The sequence below is a fragment of the Photobacterium sp. HL06 genome (assembly GCF_059552575.1).
Map to the genome: position 1 here is coordinate 546,185 of NZ_CM183915.1, position 19,218 is coordinate 565,402.

Annotated in this window: 18 protein-coding genes, 2 tRNA genes and 2 pseudogenes; 9 read left to right on the forward strand and 13 right to left on the reverse strand. The window is 44.3% G+C overall.

Annotation, left to right across the window (positions count from 1 at the left end; translation table 11 throughout):
• The first annotated feature begins 580 nt into the window (after positions 1-580).
• The gene (locus tag AC51G0_RS20945) at positions 581-1,489 is read left to right on the forward strand and encodes a hypothetical protein (RefSeq protein WP_496303590.1); all 909 of its coding nucleotides are present in this window, start codon (positions 581-583) and stop codon (positions 1,487-1,489) included.
• Positions 1,490-1,597: 108 nt separating this feature from the next.
• Here AC51G0_RS20945 and AC51G0_RS20950 read toward each other — a convergent pair whose 3' ends face one another.
• On the reverse strand, positions 1,598-1,846 hold the full coding sequence (locus tag AC51G0_RS20950) for a hypothetical protein (protein WP_496303591.1): 249 nt from the start codon (positions 1,844-1,846) through the stop codon (positions 1,598-1,600).
• Positions 1,847-2,122: 276 nt separating this feature from the next.
• Between AC51G0_RS20950 and AC51G0_RS20955 the strand changes: the two are divergent.
• A pseudogene (locus AC51G0_RS20955) lies at positions 2,123-2,859 on the forward strand (IS6 family transposase).
• A gap of 312 nt (positions 2,860-3,171) precedes the next feature.
• Here the strand turns inward: AC51G0_RS20955 and serC are convergent.
• The 6 genes from serC to AC51G0_RS20985 form a co-directional block, all read right to left on the reverse strand.
• A complete protein-coding gene (gene serC / locus AC51G0_RS20960; protein ID WP_496303592.1) occupies positions 3,172-4,374 on the reverse strand; it encodes a 3-phosphoserine/phosphohydroxythreonine transaminase in 1,203 nt (400 codons plus the stop codon).
• Between the two features lie 79 nt (positions 4,375-4,453).
• Positions 4,454-5,191 (reverse strand): sulfite exporter TauE/SafE family protein, encoded by a 738-nt coding sequence (locus AC51G0_RS20965; protein ID WP_496303593.1) that lies wholly within the window; start codon positions 5,189-5,191, stop codon positions 4,454-4,456.
• A gap of 491 nt (positions 5,192-5,682) precedes the next feature.
• Positions 5,683-6,636, reverse strand: coding sequence for an ABC transporter permease subunit (locus AC51G0_RS20970; RefSeq protein ID WP_496303594.1), 954 nt, complete (start codon positions 6,634-6,636; stop codon positions 5,683-5,685).
• Entirely contained in the window at positions 6,633-7,487 is an 855-nt protein-coding gene (locus tag AC51G0_RS20975) for a taurine ABC transporter ATP-binding protein (protein ID WP_496303595.1), read from the reverse strand. The genes AC51G0_RS20970 and AC51G0_RS20975 overlap by 4 nt, the downstream gene beginning before the upstream one ends.
• A gap of 32 nt (positions 7,488-7,519) precedes the next feature.
• Positions 7,520-8,542 carry a taurine ABC transporter substrate-binding protein gene (tauA, locus tag AC51G0_RS20980; RefSeq protein WP_496303596.1) on the reverse strand — a complete coding sequence of 341 codons (1,023 nt, stop codon included), beginning with the start codon at positions 8,540-8,542 and terminating at the stop codon, positions 7,520-7,522.
• A gap of 455 nt (positions 8,543-8,997) precedes the next feature.
• Positions 8,998-9,237, reverse strand: coding sequence for an aminotransferase class III-fold pyridoxal phosphate-dependent enzyme (locus tag AC51G0_RS20985; protein WP_496304164.1), 240 nt, complete (start codon positions 9,235-9,237; stop codon positions 8,998-9,000).
• 209 nt (positions 9,238-9,446) lie between these two features.
• Here AC51G0_RS20985 and pdxR point away from each other — a divergent pair, with 209 nt between their 5' ends.
• The 6 genes and pseudogenes from pdxR to AC51G0_RS21015 all read left to right on the forward strand — a co-directional run.
• On the forward strand, positions 9,447-10,934 hold the full coding sequence (pdxR, locus tag AC51G0_RS20990) for a MocR-like pyridoxine biosynthesis transcription factor PdxR (RefSeq protein ID WP_496303597.1): 1,488 nt from the start codon (positions 9,447-9,449) through the stop codon (positions 10,932-10,934).
• A gap of 238 nt (positions 10,935-11,172) precedes the next feature.
• On the forward strand, positions 11,173-11,670 hold the full coding sequence (locus AC51G0_RS20995; RefSeq protein WP_496303598.1) for an IS6 family transposase: 498 nt from the start codon (positions 11,173-11,175) through the stop codon (positions 11,668-11,670).
• A 180-nt stretch (positions 11,671-11,850) separates the two neighbouring features.
• Entirely contained in the window at positions 11,851-12,102 is a 252-nt protein-coding gene (locus AC51G0_RS21000; RefSeq protein WP_496303599.1) for a hypothetical protein, read from the forward strand.
• Positions 12,089-12,937, forward strand: coding sequence for a cache domain-containing protein (locus AC51G0_RS21005; protein WP_496303600.1), 849 nt, complete (start codon positions 12,089-12,091; stop codon positions 12,935-12,937). Before AC51G0_RS21000 ends, AC51G0_RS21005 begins: the two co-directional genes overlap by 14 nt.
• Complete coding sequence (locus AC51G0_RS21010; RefSeq protein ID WP_496303601.1) at positions 12,880-13,677, forward strand: methyl-accepting chemotaxis protein; 798 nt, start codon at positions 12,880-12,882, stop codon at positions 13,675-13,677. The genes AC51G0_RS21005 and AC51G0_RS21010 overlap by 58 nt, the downstream gene beginning before the upstream one ends.
• A gap of 337 nt (positions 13,678-14,014) precedes the next feature.
• Positions 14,015-14,356, forward strand: a pseudogene (locus AC51G0_RS21015) (DDE-type integrase/transposase/recombinase); the annotation flags it as partial.
• Between the two features lie 124 nt (positions 14,357-14,480).
• Here AC51G0_RS21015 and AC51G0_RS21020 read toward each other — a convergent pair.
• From AC51G0_RS21020 to AC51G0_RS21030, 3 genes are all read right to left on the reverse strand, one after another.
• A tRNA-Asp gene (locus tag AC51G0_RS21020) sits at positions 14,481-14,557 on the reverse strand.
• Between the two features lie 44 nt (positions 14,558-14,601).
• A tRNA-Ser gene (locus tag AC51G0_RS21025) sits at positions 14,602-14,692 on the reverse strand.
• Between the two features lie 119 nt (positions 14,693-14,811).
• On the reverse strand, positions 14,812-15,420 hold the full coding sequence (locus tag AC51G0_RS21030) for a LysE family translocator (protein WP_496303602.1): 609 nt from the start codon (positions 15,418-15,420) through the stop codon (positions 14,812-14,814).
• Between the two features lie 164 nt (positions 15,421-15,584).
• Between AC51G0_RS21030 and AC51G0_RS21035 the strand changes: the two genes are divergently transcribed.
• Positions 15,585-16,952: an aminotransferase-like domain-containing protein gene (locus tag AC51G0_RS21035; RefSeq protein WP_496303603.1), complete on the forward strand. Its 1,368-nt coding sequence runs from the start codon at positions 15,585-15,587 to the stop codon at positions 16,950-16,952.
• A 148-nt stretch (positions 16,953-17,100) separates the two neighbouring features.
• Here AC51G0_RS21035 and cspE read toward each other — a convergent pair whose 3' ends face one another.
• The 3 genes from cspE to AC51G0_RS21050 all read right to left on the reverse strand — a co-directional run bounded on the left by cspE (position 17,101) and on the right by AC51G0_RS21050 (position 19,000).
• Positions 17,101-17,313, reverse strand: a complete 213-nt coding sequence (gene cspE, locus AC51G0_RS21040; RefSeq protein ID WP_428460402.1) for a transcription antiterminator/RNA stability regulator CspE — start codon at positions 17,311-17,313, stop codon at positions 17,101-17,103.
• Between the two features lie 377 nt (positions 17,314-17,690).
• Positions 17,691-18,356 (reverse strand): SDR family NAD(P)-dependent oxidoreductase, encoded by a 666-nt coding sequence (locus tag AC51G0_RS21045; protein WP_496303604.1) that lies wholly within the window; start codon positions 18,354-18,356, stop codon positions 17,691-17,693.
• 95 nt (positions 18,357-18,451) lie between these two features.
• A complete protein-coding gene (locus AC51G0_RS21050) occupies positions 18,452-19,000 on the reverse strand; it encodes a TFIIB-type zinc ribbon-containing protein (protein WP_496303605.1) in 549 nt (182 codons plus the stop codon).
• Positions 19,001-19,218: the final 218 nt, after the last annotated feature.

The following is a 19,218-nucleotide window of genomic DNA, read 5'->3' on the forward strand; positions in this document are numbered from 1 at the left end:
ATTCGATTAAACTCAAATTAAAAAAAGCGTTTACATTCTCAACCAACAACCAAACCTCAACGTTAACTTGCTCGCAACTTTCCAATAAACATTTATGACCACACTAGTGCATACATAGTGACTACTTATGCTTTTCAATGTGCGTAAAGCCACAAAAAAATTAAACTCTAGAGCAATTGCTCAATTAAGGCATTCCTACCACTAAATCATACTCAAGATCAAGATAACCTCTATATATACGGCTTTAGGCAGAATTAACGACCACCTTCTTCGCTATTAGCCAAATATATTCTCTTGTATCCAATTATAATAATTGATAAGTTCGCAATCGCTCTGATGGGAACAAACAATTTTATGTAAAAATACAATTGAATTAACAAATCAAATATAGAAGCCATGGCTGAAATTAAGGTAATGACTATCTGGTTAATTTAACTCTAAGCATTAAGTTAGGCCGCATTTTTGGTTGATTTTTCATCACCTCAAGAGGTTATGGCTTTTATCATCGTTTTATATAAGACCAAACAGAGCTCCATATTTAAAAACAAATTTTTATCTAGGAAAAAGCAGGGAATCTTTAATGAACATGGAAATGACAAAAAAATCAGCTTTACTACTCGCAGGCATGTCACTCGCAAGCGCTAATGTATTAGCAGGGGAGTTGAGTTCATTAAAAAGTGAGGTAAAAGTTAATGATTATGATGGTGGATACCAAAAAATCGAATGGACGTTAGGAAAAGGATCTTATAAATTAAACGATAGCTTTAAATTCCTTTTCGATGTAGATAAAGATTTTATAGAAAATGCTGACGGAACAAAGCAACAGGGCTGGGATACTCAGTTCGGTATCTATCAAAAACTTGACCAAGTAGCTGGCTTTGATTTCTCACTTTACTACTTAGGAAGATATGACGCTAAGTGGAATGCCGATGATGGTAGTGATGATAGTTATTCTGCCCAGTACATTTTTAGCCCATTCTTCAGTAAAGATATAACAATTGCAGGAAAGGAATTCTCATTAGGCATTGAATTGTGGGCACAGGTTGGAGAATCTGATGGTGGAAGCCTTGAAGATATAAGTGGTGTTGAGACTAACTTCTATTTAGATAGTAATTTATCTGACAATTGGGAACTTAACTTATCATGGTATAACTTTAACTACTATGATTCATCAGAAGATGAGTATGATTATCAACTCGGAACTGAAGATTACCTAACTTACTCACTACCATTAGTTGCAGGGTTTTCTTTCGCTATAGAAAGCTATGTTGAGGCTTATTACACACCGGATAGTGGCTCTACAGACGTTTTTGCACATATTGATCCTATGATTAAATTTAAAAAGGAAGTTAACGATAACTTCTCATGGCATGCATCTGTATCATACGATGCTTTAAAGTATACATACTCTGACAGTGACAATTCTAGTTCTAGCTCTAGCTGGGACAATAACGAAATGGAAATTCTATTAGGATTTACTGTACGTTAATCCACTTTAGCAATTAAAAAATACCGCCATGGTGAAAATGGCGGTATTCTTATATTATTTATCTGGTTTTTAAATGTTTCTTTTTAGCACATACTATTAACGTCACACTCATCGAGCAAAGATACCACGCTCATCTCGCTCTTGCATTATTTCACGCTCATGGTGTTCTTGTTCTCGCACCGCTGCCTTTTTTTCGACATCAATTTGTGCGCAGTACTGCGTGCACTCTTGTGCTGTCATAAGCTGACTGTCGTAGGCTTTTTCTTTCTTCTGGGTATTTTCCTCAGCCTGTGCTATGCCGACAGACAATGACAGGGCGCAAACCAAAGTAGAAACCAAAAGTGTATTTTTCTTCATGATGACTCCCTTGTTGGGTTGTCTGATAATGTTCCACTGCAACCCATTCAGTGGCTGCGCCTAACAGAACATTAGACTGCATACTCATTTATTGAAATGTCCAAATAAAACTGACTGCTGATTTACGTTAAGTCCAAAATCATTTCTCAGTATTACCAGAACTGAGTCTCTAGCCAAATAATAGTATACAAGCTTAAAAACGCACGGGTTGGGCTTGTTGCAAAAAATTCAGCCAAAGCTCAGAATTCCGTCTTTCCCATCTAATCTAGCGACTCAATGACCAACCACAAATTTGAATGGAAACACTTTGCACCTGAGATCATTCTTTGGTGCCTACGCTGGTATGGATCGACACCAATGAGCTATGCCAACCTCAGCAACATGCTGGCAGAGCGAGGAATTTCGGTTAATCGTTCGACCATTTATCGTTGGTTTATTGAGTATGCCCCTGCATTACGCAAGAAGTTACGTCGCCATCAATTCATCCGAAAGACTCTTCGTGGCAGATCGATGAAACCTACGTCAAAGTGAAGGGAAAATGGCATTACCTGTACCGTGCCATCGATAAGCAGGGGGAAACACTGGATTTCTATTTCTCTCACAAACGTAATAAAGAAGCCGCATATCAGTTTCTTAGGCGCTGCCTGAGATATTACAGCTAAGACAATCAGCCTAAAACGTTAAACACTGATAAGCATTCCTCATACGCCAATGCGATAGCCCGCTTGAAGAAGGAGGGACGACTGCGAGCGGATGTCGAGCAGTGGCAAGTGAAGTATCTCAATAATGGTATCGAGTCCGATCACGCCCCCATCAAGAAGCTTGTTGTAGCCACCGGCGGTTTCAAAATACGAAAGCGAGCCTGGTCAACTATCCAGGGATTCGAATCATTACGGATGTTGAACAAGGGCCAGTTTGATTTTTGGTTACGTCATGATGAACGTGAAACCATTGTGCGGGAGAGATCCGCCTTTATAAATCGTTTATTCAATGTTGAAGTGATTTACTCGTAACTTTAAGCCAATGACTTGCTAGACCTGCCTTATCTGATTATTTGCAACACTCCCGTGAACAGCGCTTCATACGACTTCACGTCGCACGGACAAAACCGAGTTATGTGCTTTGGGCAGAATTTACCCATCGAATAACCTCTGGTATCGCAAATCACCAGTGGCTATTTTTAGAAATGAGGGTGATTTTGTTCGGAATCGGGAATTAGCCAGAAATAGATACAAAAAATCCGCCGACAATAGAAGGCGGATCTTTAAATAAAGCTTACTAGGCGGTTGCTGCGGCTAACTTAATGCCCAAGACTACCGACGACTCTACTTTGAATTTTCTATGGCGAAACATCGCATGAAATCAGCGAGGATTATGGCATCTTCTTCGGTGATCCCGTTATACAGGCTCGCTCTGAGATAATCTCCTACACCGAAAGGCGTCAGGATGCGTAGCCCGACCATTCCCTTGTCCCAGCTCTCAATCAGAAACTTATTGGTCAGCCCTTCATCTCCCCCTTGCACGTTGAACGGGATATTCATCCTGCTTCTCAATGCCTTATTCTGAACCGGGGTGGCATAGAAACCATTGGAGTTGTCAATCACATCGTACAGGATCTGGGCCTTGGCAATGGAGCGGCGCTCATTCTCGGTCACGCCGCCTTTGCGTTGAAGCCAGTCCATAACGAAACCGACCACTTCGATGTTGAAGGTCGCGGGAGTATTCCAGAGGTTACCGGCCTCACTATTGGTTGTGTAGTTGAAAACACCTGGACAGAGGGGGGATGCCTTATCTTTACCGAGAAGATCTTTGCGGATGACCGTCATGGTTAACCCGGGGTGGCCAATGTTCTTAGATGCGCACGCGAAGAGCACCCCAACGCCACAACCATGCCAGTCGATGGGTTTAGTTGTAAAGTCGGAGCTAGCATCAACAACAAGGGGGATATGCCTGCGCGATTCCGGGAGCCTGGGAAGCCTGTGCAACTCAATACCGTTTACCGTTTCATTGGAGCATAGATAGACATATTTACTCTGCGGATCGATGTCTGCTTCGGCCAGCTCGGGAAAGGTCGTGTAAGCTCCCGTGTGGGGATCGCTACCGTCAACGGTCTGAACGCTGCAGTACTTCTGAGCTTCATCCCTTCCCCTTGCTGACCAAGTGCCGTTTACAATATATGTTGCAACGTCCGACTGGTCGTGGCAGAGGTTCAGGGGTAAAGCGGCAAACTGTCCGTGCCCGCCGCCATGGGTGAAAAGTACCTCGAAATCGTCGGGTATCTCCATAACCTTCCTGGCAGTCGCGGTGGTATGGTCGAGTATTTTCTGAAACTCAGGCGTACGGTGTGACAATGCCAATGACGTAAGTCCGGATTTGTTGAAGCTTGCAGCAATCTCTTCCTCTACAACCTTCGGTAGTGATGTGGGCCCGGGACTGAAGTTGATGACCTTTTCGGACGGAGCGGTAGAGCTAAGTGAACCAACAAGGGCCGGGTGGGTATTTGTATCCATTTTATTTTCTGCTTCCATAATCAAAATTCCTTGTTTCTTTAGACAAATCAGCATCAGTTGATTTGTCTTCTAGTCTGATGCGTAATGCACCAGAGTTCTAAATCAGTTTCTCAACAGAGGCGCTAATTCCCAATAAGGCAACCATCACCATAATGGGCAGAGCGAAGTGTTTTAGTGATTTGGGCGGATAGCAGTTAAACAGCCATTGGCCCATACGTACCGCAAGTAGTGTCGGCAACAACAAGCTCAATAAAAGTTGCAGCACCTGCCCATCCACCAGACCACCACTAAACAAAGCACCTAGCGCAAGCATTTCACTTACAATAAAAAAAAGGATCATCGTTGCTCGTTGAGCGCTAGGGCTTAGGGGGCTCGAGAGCATATAACAGACGATCATCGGACCGCCGACAGAGGCACCTGCCGTTCCAAGGCCACTGGCCATGCCAAAGCTAAGTTTTGCTCCCAGCCCTTCGGCACGGCGCAACCGAAAATCAAATATGAGCACCAACGCAAACAGTAAAATAACAATAGAAATCAGTAACTTAAGCACGTCTCCCGGGATCAGCAGCAACAGGCTAAGTCCGATTGGTATGCCTAACAACGAACCAAAGGTCAGCATTTTAAAAGTGGGGAGATCCGCCTGTCGCAGCGCCTGACGCCACAGGCCGACACTACAGAGCACATCCAAACCGAGAATCACGGGAATACTCTGCAGGGGCGACAGAAAGAAGTTAAGTCCTACCACGGCGATTGCCGCAAAGCCAAAACCGGCATAGCCGCGCACCAAAGCAGCCACCACCACCACGGGGATCAAAATCCAGATAGACTCAAACAAAATGGTTCACTCTATTTATATCTCAGCTAACAATAAGTCGAGTATAAGTAGCGCTCTCCTCGCGAGTTAGCGCCAATCCTGGATTTCTTTGGTGCCAACCAGTTGGCATATATCGAGTGACTTCAAGATGCAGTTTCAGCAAAATTTTATTTACCTATAGGCAAGGCGGTCATTTGAAGGCACAGTCATCTACTTTGAAAATGACTAACGAAAAACAAAGGTCTATAAAACTCGCCCTGCGGGAGTCACAGCCAATCAAAAAGCAGATTTGTACGGAAAACATATTAGTATAAACCGAGGTTTCGCGATAAGTCCGGAGTTTGATAAAGCAGCAAGAGATGGACAATGTGCTGCAGGAGATGGAAAAAGAAGGGGTGTTTGAAAAGATTAACGCGGGATATCGGTAGCTATCTGACTACCAGTGAGACGTATTGCGGGACGTATATAAAGTTAAAGCGGGAGAAAGCCTCCCGCACAAATTAAGCTATTGCTTAGTAGCCCTTCCACGGAACAAGCTTCTGCTCCAGATAACGCATAAACAGATCAAAGGAGTAGGCAATAATGCCGATGATAACGATGCCTGCAATTACAACATCAGTAAGCAGAAACTCAGCAGCGTTAAGCACCATATAGCCGATACCGGCTTCTGCGGCTACCATCTCACTGGCAACCAGCGTTGTCCAGCCAAATCCGATACCGATTCGTAAACCTGTTAGTATTTCCGGCATCGCGCTTTTAATAATGACATGGTAAAGAACCTGAGATTTGCTTGCCCCCATGGAGTACGCAGCCTGAATCTGTTCACTTTTGGCCGACGACACACCTGCGCGTGCACTTAGCGCAATCGGAGCAAACATAGCAAGGTAGATAAGCGTGATCTTACTGGTTTCATCAATCCCAAGCCAAATGATAACAAGAGGCAGATACGCCAGTGGCGGTAGAGGGCGATAAAACTCGATTAGCGGATCGAAAATACCTCTTACCCAGACATTACAACCTATCAGGATACCAACCGGAATCGCGGTCAACACCGCAAAGAAAAATGCGCCAAATACACGGGTCAGACTAGCGGAAAGGTGATCAGCGAGTGATACGCCGGCAAAGCCTTCTACCCAGAGGTCAACAAATTGCTCCATAACTGCAATAGGTGATGGCAGAAACAGAGGTTTTACCCATCCTGCTTCTGTTACCAGTGCCCAGAGCAGTACAAAGCTGATAGATGAGAGGATAGAAATCAGACGGGAGTTCCCCTGACCTGGCTCGCCATAATACTGACCCGGAGTTAGCGTATAAGTCTTTAGCTTGTTCAACAGTTTGATCATATGCGGTTCTGGTGCATAGGTCTCTTCTTCTGTATAACTTTTTGTCGGTTTGAACTTTACTTCTTGAAGATCGACTGAAGACTCTGCTTCGTTTGCGGGTGTTACTGCTTGCTGCTGACTCATGCTGCTACCTCCGGCTCTTCATCCTGATGAATAATGGACAATATCTTTTCTCTCATTTCGATAAAGTCCGGCATGGATTTCACTGCGCGGGCATCACGGCACTCTAGAAAACGTTTATTGAAGTCCAGGTCAAAACTGTGGGTAATTCTTCCCGGTCTCGGAGACATAACAATTAGGCGCGAAGCCATAAAGAGCGCTTCCTCCACACTGTGAGTGATAAAGAACATCATCTTATTAGTGGCCTGCCAGGCATCTAAAAGCAGTTCCTGAAGCACTTCCCGGGTCAAGGCGTCCAGAGCGCCTAAGGGCTCATCCAGTAGGAGAATGCTCGGGTCATTGGTAAGTGCTCGTGCAATACCAACCCTCTGTTGCATACCACCGGAAAGTTGGTAGATTTTGTGATCGTGGAATTCTTCCAGACCGACCAGTTTGAGGTATTTAGCAGCTCTTTCGATTCGCTCTTCTTTGCCGACGCCCTGTAATTTTAGACCAAAAGCGGTATTTTCAAGTACATTTAACCAAGGGAAAAGAGCATGCTTCTGGAAAACCACGCCACGCTCTGCGCCAGGGCCAAGAATCTGATCACCGATATCTTTACCCATCTGTACCCTTGGCAGATCTTTGACTTGTGAGTTACCCAAAGTCAGGTAGCCATCTGATGGCTGGATGAATCCAGCCATCAGATTAAGTAGGGTTGTCTTCCCGCATCCTGAGGCGCCGAGTGCGACAACAAGATCTCCCTGTTCAATTTCCAGATTGACACCCGAAAGCGCAGTAACCGGGTCACCACCCTGACGGTCTTCGTAGATTACTGATACATTCTGTATCTTAAGAACTTTGTCTGTTGTCATGCCGACATCCTCCAGTGCTGTCTTTATCTTGATTACATTGCCGCTTTTGCTGCGAAAGAAGGGTTTACATAAACACTGTAATCAGGCTGTAGCTCAGTAATCTTCTTCTCTTCCAGCAGGAATTCTGATGTAGATCTAAGTGCGTTGGTTGCACCTCCATCTGAACCACATCCCAGCCACTGACAAGAAAGCTGGCTTTCAAAGTCTAAGAATTCATAGAGCTTCATGGCTTCAACAACGCCCTGCGGTTCTCCACCAATCACCTTCGCAATTGATTTTACCATCGGGCTGTCAGCTGTAATCGATTCCTTCCCACTAACATACTGGCGGTCGACTGCTGCCACGACACTCAAGAATTGAACGACGAACTCTTCATTTTCAGAAGTAAACTCTTTGCTGGCGATAATGCCGTCAAATGTAGGCGTGCCCCATGAACTTAACTGCTTAGAGGTGATTAGAACGCTGCCGTCCTGCTTGATTTTGCCAAGAGCCGGGTCCCAGATAAAGGCACCGTCGATATCTCCGCGTTGCCATGCAGCCATAATAGCATTAGGTTGCATATTAATAAGCTTTACGTCTTTTTCAGATAGTCCGAACTGCTCCAGAGCAAACAGCATGTGGAAGTGAGTAGTTGATACAAATGGTACTGCGATTTTTTTACCCTTTAGGTCAGAAGGAGACTTTATTCCTGCCCCCTTTCTTACAACCAGAGCTTCCGCGTCAGCAATATTTTCCAGTACCCAGATTAACTCCATCTCGATGCCTTTACTTGCTGCACTTGCGATAGGGCTTGAACCGGCAGCAGTGATATCAACTGCACCAGCTGCCATTGCGGTAATAGCTTTGGCACCAGAATTGAACTTACGCCATTTGATCTTATAGCCGGTCTTTTCTTCAAGCATCTTGGTATCGATAGCGTAAGCCATAGGGTTGTATGCTCCCTGATACCCGATGGTCACTTCTTTCGCCGCCCAGCTTGAAGCTGAACACAGGAGAGTAGATGCCAGAGCGATTGATTTAATCAAGGCAGATTTAGCTAATTTATTTTTAATCATGGTCACGTCCTTTTTGTGAGAATGTACCCTTTCACATTAATTTGTGCATTGGAGCCAGATTAGAGCCAAACTAAATGATTATTGGGCCAGATTTGCCCTAAAGTGACGCACCAATATGGTGCACTATTAAACGTATGGTAAGATAATTTCTGACAGGCAAGAATGAAGTATCTTTAGAAAGGCAGGGAATGCTATCCAAATGAAAGATAAAAGTATCAATTAAAACTGGCAGGAAAAAAGGACAAGAGATAGAAGAAAAAAGATTTTCCTTGCACAGTAACAGATTCATGGACCGGCTCTTTGGTCTTTCGGTCTTTCACCAGCTCTATACCGAGTAGTAGCCCTTTGCCTCTGACATCACCGATTATCGGGATACTTTGAATTTAATTCTTCTAGTCTGGCAAACAGGTATTCCCCCATATCTGCGGCATTTTCGACCAGATTTTCATCTTCAGTCATGCGCAAATTTTCCAGAGCAGCAGCAGGACCGACGGTACAGCCACCAAAGGCACTGTGATGTCCCGGTAGTAGCCTTCAATATCGGAAGGATCGTCTTTAAACGTGTTGGAGACCTCTTCCGTCGTAACAGTGCAGGAGATGGCGGCATAACTGGATGCAATACCTTTCGCCATAGTGACGATATCGGGTTTGATCCCGAAGTGCAGATAGCCAAACCATGCACCTGTGCGTCCCAGACCGTGGTTTTATCCATATCAACGATCTGCTAAGCGATAAGATTGTCCCTAAAAACCTCCTGTGTTTTTCTCAAATAAAGGCGCTTGCTGTTAGCGCAATAGAACCAGTGTAAATTTTTATGGGGACAGGTTTTAGGGCTGGCCCTAACAATCACATGGCACATTTCTTGCTTTGTATACTTCAATAAACAGATTGAAGGAGTCAGGAAATGAAAAGCGAGCACCTGATGCATATTCAGTTTACTCCTGATAGAAGTCTGCAAGAGCAGATCCGTGAGCACGTTATCGAGAGCATTCAGCGAGGAGTTTTTGCGGATAATGCGCTTCCTTCCTGTCGGAAAATGGCTTCTATGCTACGTGTATCAAGGAATACCGTGGTTTTGGTCTATGAACGCTTAGTTGACGAGGGGTATCTCTATTCTCAGGAAAGAAGCGGCTACTACGCTACGGAAGAAGTGTTAAAGAAAACTGATATTTCTGCAAAGGTAATGACAGTTGAAGAAGAGCAGATTAACGCAAAACCTGCACAGTTTTGGCGCAACCGGTTCAAATCGGATCTGGATAGCCAGCGCAATGTGGTAAAGCCAAATAACTGGCAACAGTATCCTTATCCGTTTCTGTTTGCTCAGCCTGAACATTCGCTTTTTCCTCTGGCTCACTGGCGTGAATGTGGCCGCCTCGCTCAACGCAGTAACGTGATTAAGGACTGGATTTCTGATTCGGTAGACAGTGATGATCCCATGCTGGTTAAACAGCTTCAGGTGAATGTATTAAGCAAAAGAGGCATCACCGCCAAGCCTGAGGAAATTCTCATCACCATCGGTACGCAAAACTCACTCTATTTGCTTGCTGATTTATTGGTGGAAGCCGGAACTCGGGTTGGTCTCGAAGATCCTGGATATCCTGATGCGAGAAACATCTTTAGTTGCCACGATGCAGAAATAGAACAATTAGCCATTGATCAACAGGGCGTTGAAATTTCGCCCCAAATGGCCAAATGTGATTATGTATATACGACACCGAGTCATCAGGTGCCGACCAATGTCACTATGTCTATGAAAAGAAGGGCGGAATTGATTGACTTCGCAGTAAAAAAAGACTTTATCATTATTGAAGATGACTTTGAGAGTGAGGTTAATGTACTAAATGAGCCTTCGCCAGCATTAAAAAGCTTGGATAAAAACGGCCGTGTTATTTATGTGGGAAGCCTGTCAAAATCTCTTTCACCAGGCTTGAGGATTGGCTTTATGGTAGCGGACGCTAACTTAATTAATGAAGTTAGAAAATTGCGCCGTCTGATGTACAGGCATCCACCTTCAAATAACCAGAGGATCTGTGCACTGTTTATTTCTCTGGGGCATTATGACTCTTATGTCCGTAAACTGAAAAGCAGCTACAAAGAAAAGTGGATGCTAATGAGGCAGATGATTGAAAAACACATGCCTCAGTGTGTGATCAGTGAAACGCTGGGGGGAAGTTCTTTCTGGCTGCGATTGCCAGAGGGTGTAAAGGCTCATGAATTTGTTCAAAGAGCCCAAGAGTTAGGTGTATTGGTGGAAGCTGGCGATGTGCACTTTATTGAACCTGAAAAAGAGAAGTTCGGTTATATCCGAATGGGATTCTCCTCCATAGATATCAAAGCTATCCCACAGGGAATCATTAAGCTTGCTACATTGCTGGATACAGATGGCTCTTAAAATAATCAATTCTGGCTCTAACTAATCTTTGTTGTCGGGCGTAGGGTATTTACTACAAGGAGACTAAGCAGGACAGATGGATTGTATACAGGGGTTGTCATACCAATAGCGCTTTTTATTGTGGCTGCTATCAGGGGCTATACCGGCTTTAGGTTTGCGGCTATCGCCATTTTGGGATTTTGTCGCAAAGTCACTCTATGAGTTATGATCACCGAAGCTTTCCACTCAATGTAATCGCATGACCATCCATTTTTCAGCCCGACACTTTCCTTCAGAAATCATTCTCCTGACTGTTCATTACTACCTTGCTTATAAGCTGAGTTATCGTGAAGTCGAAGAGATCATGGTTGAACGAGGTATCCATGTTGATCACTCAACCATCAATCGGTGGGTCATCAAATACGCCCCCTTACTGGAGCTCCGGGCACGTCGAAGAAAAAAGCCTGTCACGTCTTTGTGGCGGATGGATGAGACCTATATCAACGTCCAACTCTGGTTGATGGGGAAGATGCTTAACCTGATTGAAGTGCTTCAAGTTAAGTATTTTAACAACATTGTCGAGCAGAGCCACCGAAAAGTGAAAGGTAAGATGCATCAGTGCCTGGGATGGAAATCTGATGAAGGCGCAACAGCCACCCTCGCTGGCGTGGAGCAGTGGTCGATGATTAAAAATGGACAGCTCGATAACCCTGATGGTTTATCTGTTTGGGATGAATTCTACGCGCTTGCAGCCTAATTGCATCTGGAAATCAGTACGTTTGTGCTTCAGCATAACTTTGCGACAAATCCCTTCAGAGCACCATTTACTTGATGCGTGCCCAGGAGCCAATGAGATGTTGCTTCTTCGTTTGAGGTAACCACCCAACATATTAATTTTTATCTAAAAAACAAGTCATGCCGTGAAAGGATACGCGTCATGGGAGCAAAAGCAAAAATTACATTATTTATAGGTCTGCTGTTTACGTCGATAATTCTATTGGTTTCAGTGGTTGGTTTTTTGAACTTCAAATCAGCTTCTGTCAAAGGTTATAAAGATCAACTCGGTACTAAGACTGTTTTAATATCTAAGGCTATAGAGCAGAGAATGGAGCGTTACTTTGATGCTCTAGAGATAATGGCTAATGATATAGAGATAGATAGTAGCGGCTTGTTGAATGTTGAATGTTGACCGAACCGTTGCAGAATTACATACTATGACTGAAAAGCTAGGTGTTATCGATACTTATATTGCCTTAGAAAATGGCGCTACTTATGCTCACGCATCTGATGGCCTTGAAGTAGGATTTAATGCTAAAGAGAAAAAACGCGAATGGTACTTAAGGATCTTTAATGGTGAAGAAAGGATTATCACCACCCCTTACACCTGCTCTGAAGGTTGGGCGGTAATGGCTGTTGCTGTGCCAATCAAGCGAGAAGGTAAAATTCTTGTGGTATTATGTCTTAACCTAGCAGTAAATCAGCTGACGGACTTCATCCAAAGTTTAACCGAAGAGAACCAACTTTTTGTCAGCCGTAAAGATGGTTACCTGCTTGCGAGTCAAAATACCGAAGTGTTGGGTGAAAACTTATACGAATTATGCCCTTCATATAAGCAATATCAAAACGACGATAAAAGCATTCATTCCTATGAATATCAAGGTAAACAATATCAGGTCGTTTCTTCTAGAATAGATTCCCTTGGATGGAGCGTATGGTCTTGGGAACCATGGACTAATATAAGTGCAGCGTCAAATGATAACCTGAAAATCAACCTGATAATGGCATTAGTTCTTATTTGTGCCTCGCTTTATACCATCTACTTAATTATTGTGAAGTTAATGTATATACCTATAGGTGGTGAGCCTACTGAAATTGAAACGTTAGTTAAAAACATTGCACAAGGTAACCTTGGTGCTGCCCCGTTGCTAACGGCAAGGAAACTGGCGTTTATGGTGCTATTCTCACCATGGTGGATAGTCTTAAAGGTATTGTTGAACATATCAACACTTCTTCACAACAACTAAATACCGTTTCCTCTGACATGTTGGAATCCGCAACAAGTGTAAATGAAGTGGCTCGCAATGCATTTGAGGCTTCATCTTCTGCAGATGAAGCAAATGAGTACTCCAACAATGGAATGGTGATAGTAGATGAAGTGAATACCAATATTTCAACGCTAATGAATGGCATTAGTGATGTTCAACAAGTTATGAACAAACTAGAAAATGAAGTGACGAGTATTAGTGGTATTGTTGAGGTTATTCAGGGCATCTCAGAACAAACTAACCTATTAGCACTGAATGCTGCGATTGAAGCAGCAAGGGCTGGAGAGCAGGGTCGAGGATTTGCCGTTGTTGCTGATGAGGTAAGAAACCTCGCCACGCGCACGCAAGAAAGTACCAATGAAATACAATCCATGATTAGCAGCCTGCAAAGCGAAACTAAAAACTCTGTAGAGCTAATGCAAATGAATGTTGAACATACCCAATTAACGGCAGACAAATCCAGTGAAGCCAGCGAAGCCAGCGAAGCACTGAATGCTATTCGAACTTCAATCTCGACAATTAAGGATGTTAACAATCAAATTGCCGCCGCAGCTGAAGAGCAGACTCATGTAGCTGGAGAAATTAACGAGAGCATTGTCGATATAAACACTCTCGCTAAATCGACATTCGATAGTTCTGAGAAAAGTTCCAATATTTCTCAGGAATTATCAACGGTAGCAGTTTCTTTAAATGACTCAATTGAAGTATTTAAACTATAAAACCGGTTCTGTCGCATCTTGGTGCTTAATAAGTAGCCTTCCTTACCATTGTCACCTGTTTTGACGAATAGATGACAAATTATCAGGCCTATCAGGGATGATAGGCTTGTCCCTTTATCCGACTTTGAGATCCCTGACGGCCCTGAATTTCGCCAACAAACAGTTCCCTTCTGCCACCATCCTGATGGCAGTTCGCTGGGTGTTGGAGTAAAGTGCCTTGTTTTATTCCATTTAAATAAACGCAAACGTTTCACTGCGAGCTATGATAAAATCGCCGCCAGTTAAAATTCCAACCACAGATACCCAAATACCCAAACCGGATCTGTTGCAAAAAATTCAACCTAAAACGCTAAACACAGACAAGCATTCCTCATACGCCAATGCGATTGCCCGCTTGAAGAAGGAGGGACGACTGCGAGCTAATGCCGAACAACGGCAAGTAAAGTATCTCAATAATGGTATCGAGTCCGATCACGCCCCCATCAAGAAGCTCGTTGTCAGCGGCGGTTTCAAAATACGAAAGTGAGCCTGGTCAACCATCCAGGGATTCGAATCATTACGGATGTTGAACAAAGGCCTGTTTGATTTCTGGTTACGCAATGATGAACGTAAAACCATTGTGCGGGAAAGATCCGCCTTCATGAATCGTCTCTTCAATGTTGAGGTTGTTTACCAGTAATCATTAAGTCCATCGCTGGGTAGAGCAGCCTTCTCTGATTATTTGCAACAGACCCGTAAGTGTTTCTTTCGCCAAACGACAGATACAAAAAAGCCCCAGCATTACTGCTGAGGCTTCGTTGTAGTGGCGGAGCGGACGGGACTCGAACCCGCGACCCCCGGCGTGACAGGCCGGTATTCTAACCAACTGAACTACCGCTCCAATTCTGTATGAAACCCGATGGTAACCATCCAATTTCTAGAATGTGGCGGAGAGATAGGGATTTGAACCCTAGATACGCTACAAACGTATGCCGGTTTTCAAGACCGGTGCTTTCAACCACTCAGCCATCTCTCCGTAAGTGCGGCGGATATTACGAGCTTAGACTTTGCTTGTAAAGTGCTAATTATACAATTAAATTCCAACAGTCTAACTATCAAACAAATCTTAATTATTTTAGACAATCATTAATCAACCTATGTACCAAACGTAAAGGCAGGTACCAGCGACACGACCGTCAATAAGCCAAGGCCACAGTTGAAAGCCCGTTGCTTTTGCGACGTATTTAAGTGGGCCTTTATCCACCGCCCTAACAATGTCCAGCAGCTGTTGGCAAAAAAACCGAATACAGTAAATACGACAATAATAATGAGCACGGACAACCAGTAATGTCCCGGCAAACTATAGCTGGTTACCAATGCCAAACATGCCATCCATGCTTTAACATTCCCTAGCTGAAATAACGTTGCCTGAAGGAAAGACAAAGGGCGACTCCCCTCTTTCGCCTTTACCATGGAATTAAGCAAAACCAGTTTGGCCACCAGCCATAGCATGTAGCCCAAGCCCGCATAACGAAGCATTTTATACACCGCAGGATGTTGCTCTAATGTGATCGCAACACCGCTGGCACACAACAGCAGTAGGAATACAATGCCAAAACGGATACCCATTAAGTGCTTTATCGACTGGCGTACACCAAACTGCGCTCCCGAGCTGGCGAGGAGAAAGTTATTTGGCCCTGGCGTCATCGCCGTGACAAAGGCAAATAAACTCATAGCTGGCAACAATTCCCATACAGTTTCCATCTCACTTCCCTTAACGCTGAATGACTTAACACCTTCAGCGTAACGACAGGATCTGGCGAGTACCTATTGTTAATGCGTCACCATGACAATTCTTTTATTTCCTTCTCTCAAACCCTTATCTATCCTGTATTCAATAACAAAATGTACCCCAAGAGAAGGTGACAATGTTTACTCCCGATATCTCTGGCCGTACCGGCCCCAAGTTCATTGCACTGGCAGATTCCTTTGCCGAAGCTATCGAAAGCAACGAGATAAAGGCGAACACTAAACTCCCTCCGCAACGCATTTTGTCGTATCGGTTAGGGGTTACTGTAGGCACTGTGACACGAGCCTATCAGGAGCTGGAACGCCGCGGGTTAATTGAACCGAAAGTCGGTAGCGGTACCTATGTCAAAGATCGGCAGGCCGAGCAAGACACCTTCTACCATCCGATCACTACCAGGGAAGGGATAGATCTGGCGATTTGCCGGCCGCTGTTACTAAGCCAGCAACAACATCTCTCCACGATTTTGCAAGACTTGTCCCATGAACCGACGGCACAAAAAGCGGTACTTGATTACTACAGTGCCGAAGGGTTACAGGGGCACAACCAAACCTTGCAGCACTGGCTAATGCAGCGCTTAAATTGCGATATCGATAACCGCCGTCTTATTTGGACATACGGTGGCCAACATAGCCTGTCTATCCTTGTTCAGGCGCTAACCCGACCAAAGGAAACAATCTTGGTTGAAGGGCTATGCTATGCCGAATTCATCCACACCTGCCAACAGGCCGAGCGCAAGTTAGTGCCAATTCAGCTTGATGAAATGGGGATCATTCCTGACGATTTAGAGCTGCATTGCAAACGCCACAACCCCCGGCTGCTATACCTGACGCCAGCGATTCAAAACCCGACAGGCACGCAGATCAGTGACAGCCGCCGACTAAAAATCATCGAGATTTGCCGCCGTCACCATGTACTGATCATCGAAGATGATGTGCTGTATTGCCCACCCAGCCACCGCAAGACCCCACTTGTCGCCATTGCCCCGGATATCACCCTTTATGTAGGGAGCTTCTCTAAGTATTTTGCCGGCGGTTTGCGGGTCGGATACCTCATCACGCCACTGTCACTGAAAGACGCAATGCAAAGAACCTTACGTGCAAACTGTATGCACATCAGCCCGTTGATGATAGACCTAGTGTGCCGGTGGCTAACCAACGGGGCTATGGAAGCCGTCGATAAAGAAATTGCCCTCGAGCTCAGTGCCCGCCACCGACTATTGAATCAATATTTTCCGCAACACAATAATAATGTCGTTCCTGGGTTTAATTGCTGGATAACTCTGCCGGAACCATTAACCGGTTACAATTTCAGCCAACGACTTCAAGGCAAAAGTGTGCATGTGCGCGAGGCCGAAATGTTCACGGTTGGTCGATACCCTACTCCGGCTGCAATACGGATCTCATTAACCGGGCCGTCAAGCCGTAATCAACTAAAAACAGGGTTGGAGATTATCAAGAATGAAATTGAATTGGTGACTGAGGGCTAAACTGGGAGTGATGATAAATCTTAGGCTATAAGATACAAGCTTGGAGCAGCTACTTTAGTAGAAGGGAGTATCAATCTATGCTTTTAGATTCAGCCAGATACAGAAAAGGCCGCCAAAGGCGACCTTTTTATTGTCTTTACTTTCAGACTTATAGTGCTACAACATTGGCAGCTTGAAGACCTTTTTGGCCTTGCTCAACTTCAAAAGAAACTTTCTGGCCTTCAGCTAGCGTTTTAAAGCCTTCTGAAGCGATTGCTCGGAAATGAACAAAAACGTCGGCACCACCATTATCTTGAGTGATGAAACCAAAACCTTTCTCTTCGTTGAACCACTTTACGATACCAGTGCTTGAATTAGACATATGTTGCCCCTTAAAAAAATTCATGAATAAATTGCGAAAAGCATTTTGCTAATCGATTGAATTATTTAATGTTACGATAAATATAAGGGAAACACATAGGTACCATACGAAAACGTATAAGTAGCTGAAGGTTTAACTTGTACTTGATGTTGCATTCAATAACTCTCTGAAGAACTGGGCGAGATAATACCAGCTGTTTATTTTTTGTACAGTGATATTTTGATCTTACTCGCAAAAATTCTAGTTATGACAAAGTGAACCATCCTCAAACAACCAATAAATCACTTTAGAATCAAGGCATTGATGCTTACGCCTTGCAAACCGATAAATTTTGTTCGTGTTCAATATTATGCCTAACCATTAAGAACAAGCTATAGCTAGTTCCGATTAATCGTAATATCAGAGATAAAGCCATGCTCTGTACCAACAAGCGCTTGTTTGAGCATGCTGGCGGCTTCTTCTGCCGTCATAAACGATGAAGTATCGAGATCTTTGCCACTGGTTTTCCAAAAGTCAGTCGCCATACCGCCAGGGTAAACCGCAATAAGTTTCATCGGGCTTCCCTTCAGCTCTAACCGCACAGACTCTACCAACCCGCGGACCGCCCATTTCGCGGCACAATAGGTAGATTCACCCGCCTTGGCAACTTGCGCCGCCGTCGACATTACAACCACCACATTGACCTTATGATTGCGATAACGCTGAACTAACTCTCGGAGCAAGAAAATCGTGGAAGTCACGTTGTTCTGGATCAATTGGCTGATTGCTTCTGGAGCTTGATCTTCTAGAGGGCCAAAATAGCCACTGCCAGCACAGTGGATCACGGTATCAGGCACTTGCTCTAAGGAATCAAGTAGCTCTGAGACTTCAGCAGGATCACATAGCTCGGCTTGTTTAACCTGTACCTTTCCCGGCATAGTTCCAGCGACTTGCGACAGACGTTGTTCGCTTCGCCCGCTTATAAGTAACGGTGTTCCTTCAGCACTATACAGCTGAGCCAATGCTGCACCTAAGCCACTGCTCGCACCTGTAATCAAAATCATAAAATGCCTTCAGTAAAAGATTTCAAACGACCTAATAATACATCTTCTGAATAGGTCATGCCGGGAGGAAGCTGACAAATGTGTTTTTTGAAGGCTCACCGCTCAGCCGAGTACGGGTCTTCCGCCAGAATATAAGCCCTTAGATCCGCTTTATTCGGCTGCTCATTCAACCACTGGCGAATATCCTTGGCTTTAGCATATGCTTCTTGGCCAAACTTCTCTCTATATAGATCAGCGAAACTCTCTTTTGCCGTGTCCATTCGAATGTTTTTCTGCCACGGGGCAGTTAGCACTGCATTTAATGAGCCAGCCAATCCTCCCTGCTTCATCAAATCCCACTCCCCCTTATCCAGCCAAACGCCACCAACGCTGGCGCTATAATCCAGACGATGTGAGCTATTTGCCGTGATACGGAACTTACGCATGATTTTTCCTGACTGCGGGCAAAGTAACGCCGATTCCGTATCAACCGCTTCGCAAGATACATCGTCAGAAAACTCAAACTCTGGGTTATTTTCTTTCCATGACACATAGTCTTCAATCAATACCCAGTTACCACCGCAGTGCGTGCAAGTATGGGCACGAAATAAACCATCAATAAAACTAGGAGATAACACACCGACTTTACAGCTCGTACACTTCATTACTAATTTCACCCTAACCTAAAAATGCCAACAAAAAATATTTTGTTTCATTAACTTACAATCTATTTTGGGCATATTAGCAGGCTCTCAATACTCAACCTATGACATAGCAATCATTTTGACAATCACCTCTCAATAAATATCAGGGAAGGACAATCAAAATACGCCTAAGCTGGATATTTTTTACTATCGGTAACGTCACGGCCTTCATGCTGACT

What these genes read in the sequence shown, in the direction of transcription:
- AC51G0_RS21035 (WP_496303603.1), top strand. Translation starts at nt 15,585, where the DNA reads ATGTTTACTCCCGATATCTCTGGCCGTACCGGCCCCAAGTTCATTGCA.
- AC51G0_RS20995 (WP_496303598.1), top strand. Translation starts at nt 11,173, where the DNA reads ATGACCATCCATTTTTCAGCCCGACACTTTCCTTCAGAAATCATTCTC.
- AC51G0_RS20950 (WP_496303591.1), bottom strand. Translation starts at nt 1,846, where the DNA reads ATGAAGAAAAATACACTTTTGGTTTCTACTTTGGTTTGCGCCCTGTCA.
- AC51G0_RS20970 (WP_496303594.1), bottom strand. Translation starts at nt 6,636, where the DNA reads ATGAGTCAGCAGCAAGCAGTAACACCCGCAAACGAAGCAGAGTCTTCA.
- pdxR (WP_496303597.1), top strand. Translation starts at nt 9,447, where the DNA reads ATGAAAAGCGAGCACCTGATGCATATTCAGTTTACTCCTGATAGAAGT.
- cspE (WP_428460402.1), bottom strand. Translation starts at nt 17,313, where the DNA reads ATGTCTAATTCAAGCACTGGTATCGTAAAGTGGTTCAACGAAGAGAAA.
- AC51G0_RS21000 (WP_496303599.1), top strand. Translation starts at nt 11,851, where the DNA reads ATGGGAGCAAAAGCAAAAATTACATTATTTATAGGTCTGCTGTTTACG.
- AC51G0_RS20975 (WP_496303595.1), bottom strand. Translation starts at nt 7,487, where the DNA reads ATGACAACAGACAAAGTTCTTAAGATACAGAATGTATCAGTAATCTAC.
- AC51G0_RS21010 (WP_496303601.1), top strand. Translation starts at nt 12,880, where the DNA reads ATGGTGGATAGTCTTAAAGGTATTGTTGAACATATCAACACTTCTTCA.
- tauA (WP_496303596.1), bottom strand. Translation starts at nt 8,542, where the DNA reads ATGATTAAAAATAAATTAGCTAAATCTGCCTTGATTAAATCAATCGCT.
- AC51G0_RS21050 (WP_496303605.1), bottom strand. Translation starts at nt 19,000, where the DNA reads ATGAAGTGTACGAGCTGTAAAGTCGGTGTGTTATCTCCTAGTTTTATT.
- serC (WP_496303592.1), bottom strand. Translation starts at nt 4,374, where the DNA reads ATGGAAGCAGAAAATAAAATGGATACAAATACCCACCCGGCCCTTGTT.
- AC51G0_RS21045 (WP_496303604.1), bottom strand. Translation starts at nt 18,356, where the DNA reads ATGATTTTGATTACAGGTGCGAGCAGTGGCTTAGGTGCAGCATTGGCT.
- AC51G0_RS20945 (WP_496303590.1), top strand. Translation starts at nt 581, where the DNA reads ATGAACATGGAAATGACAAAAAAATCAGCTTTACTACTCGCAGGCATG.
- AC51G0_RS21005 (WP_496303600.1), top strand. Translation starts at nt 12,089, where the DNA reads ATGTTGAATGTTGACCGAACCGTTGCAGAATTACATACTATGACTGAA.
- AC51G0_RS21030 (WP_496303602.1), bottom strand. Translation starts at nt 15,420, where the DNA reads ATGGAAACTGTATGGGAATTGTTGCCAGCTATGAGTTTATTTGCCTTT.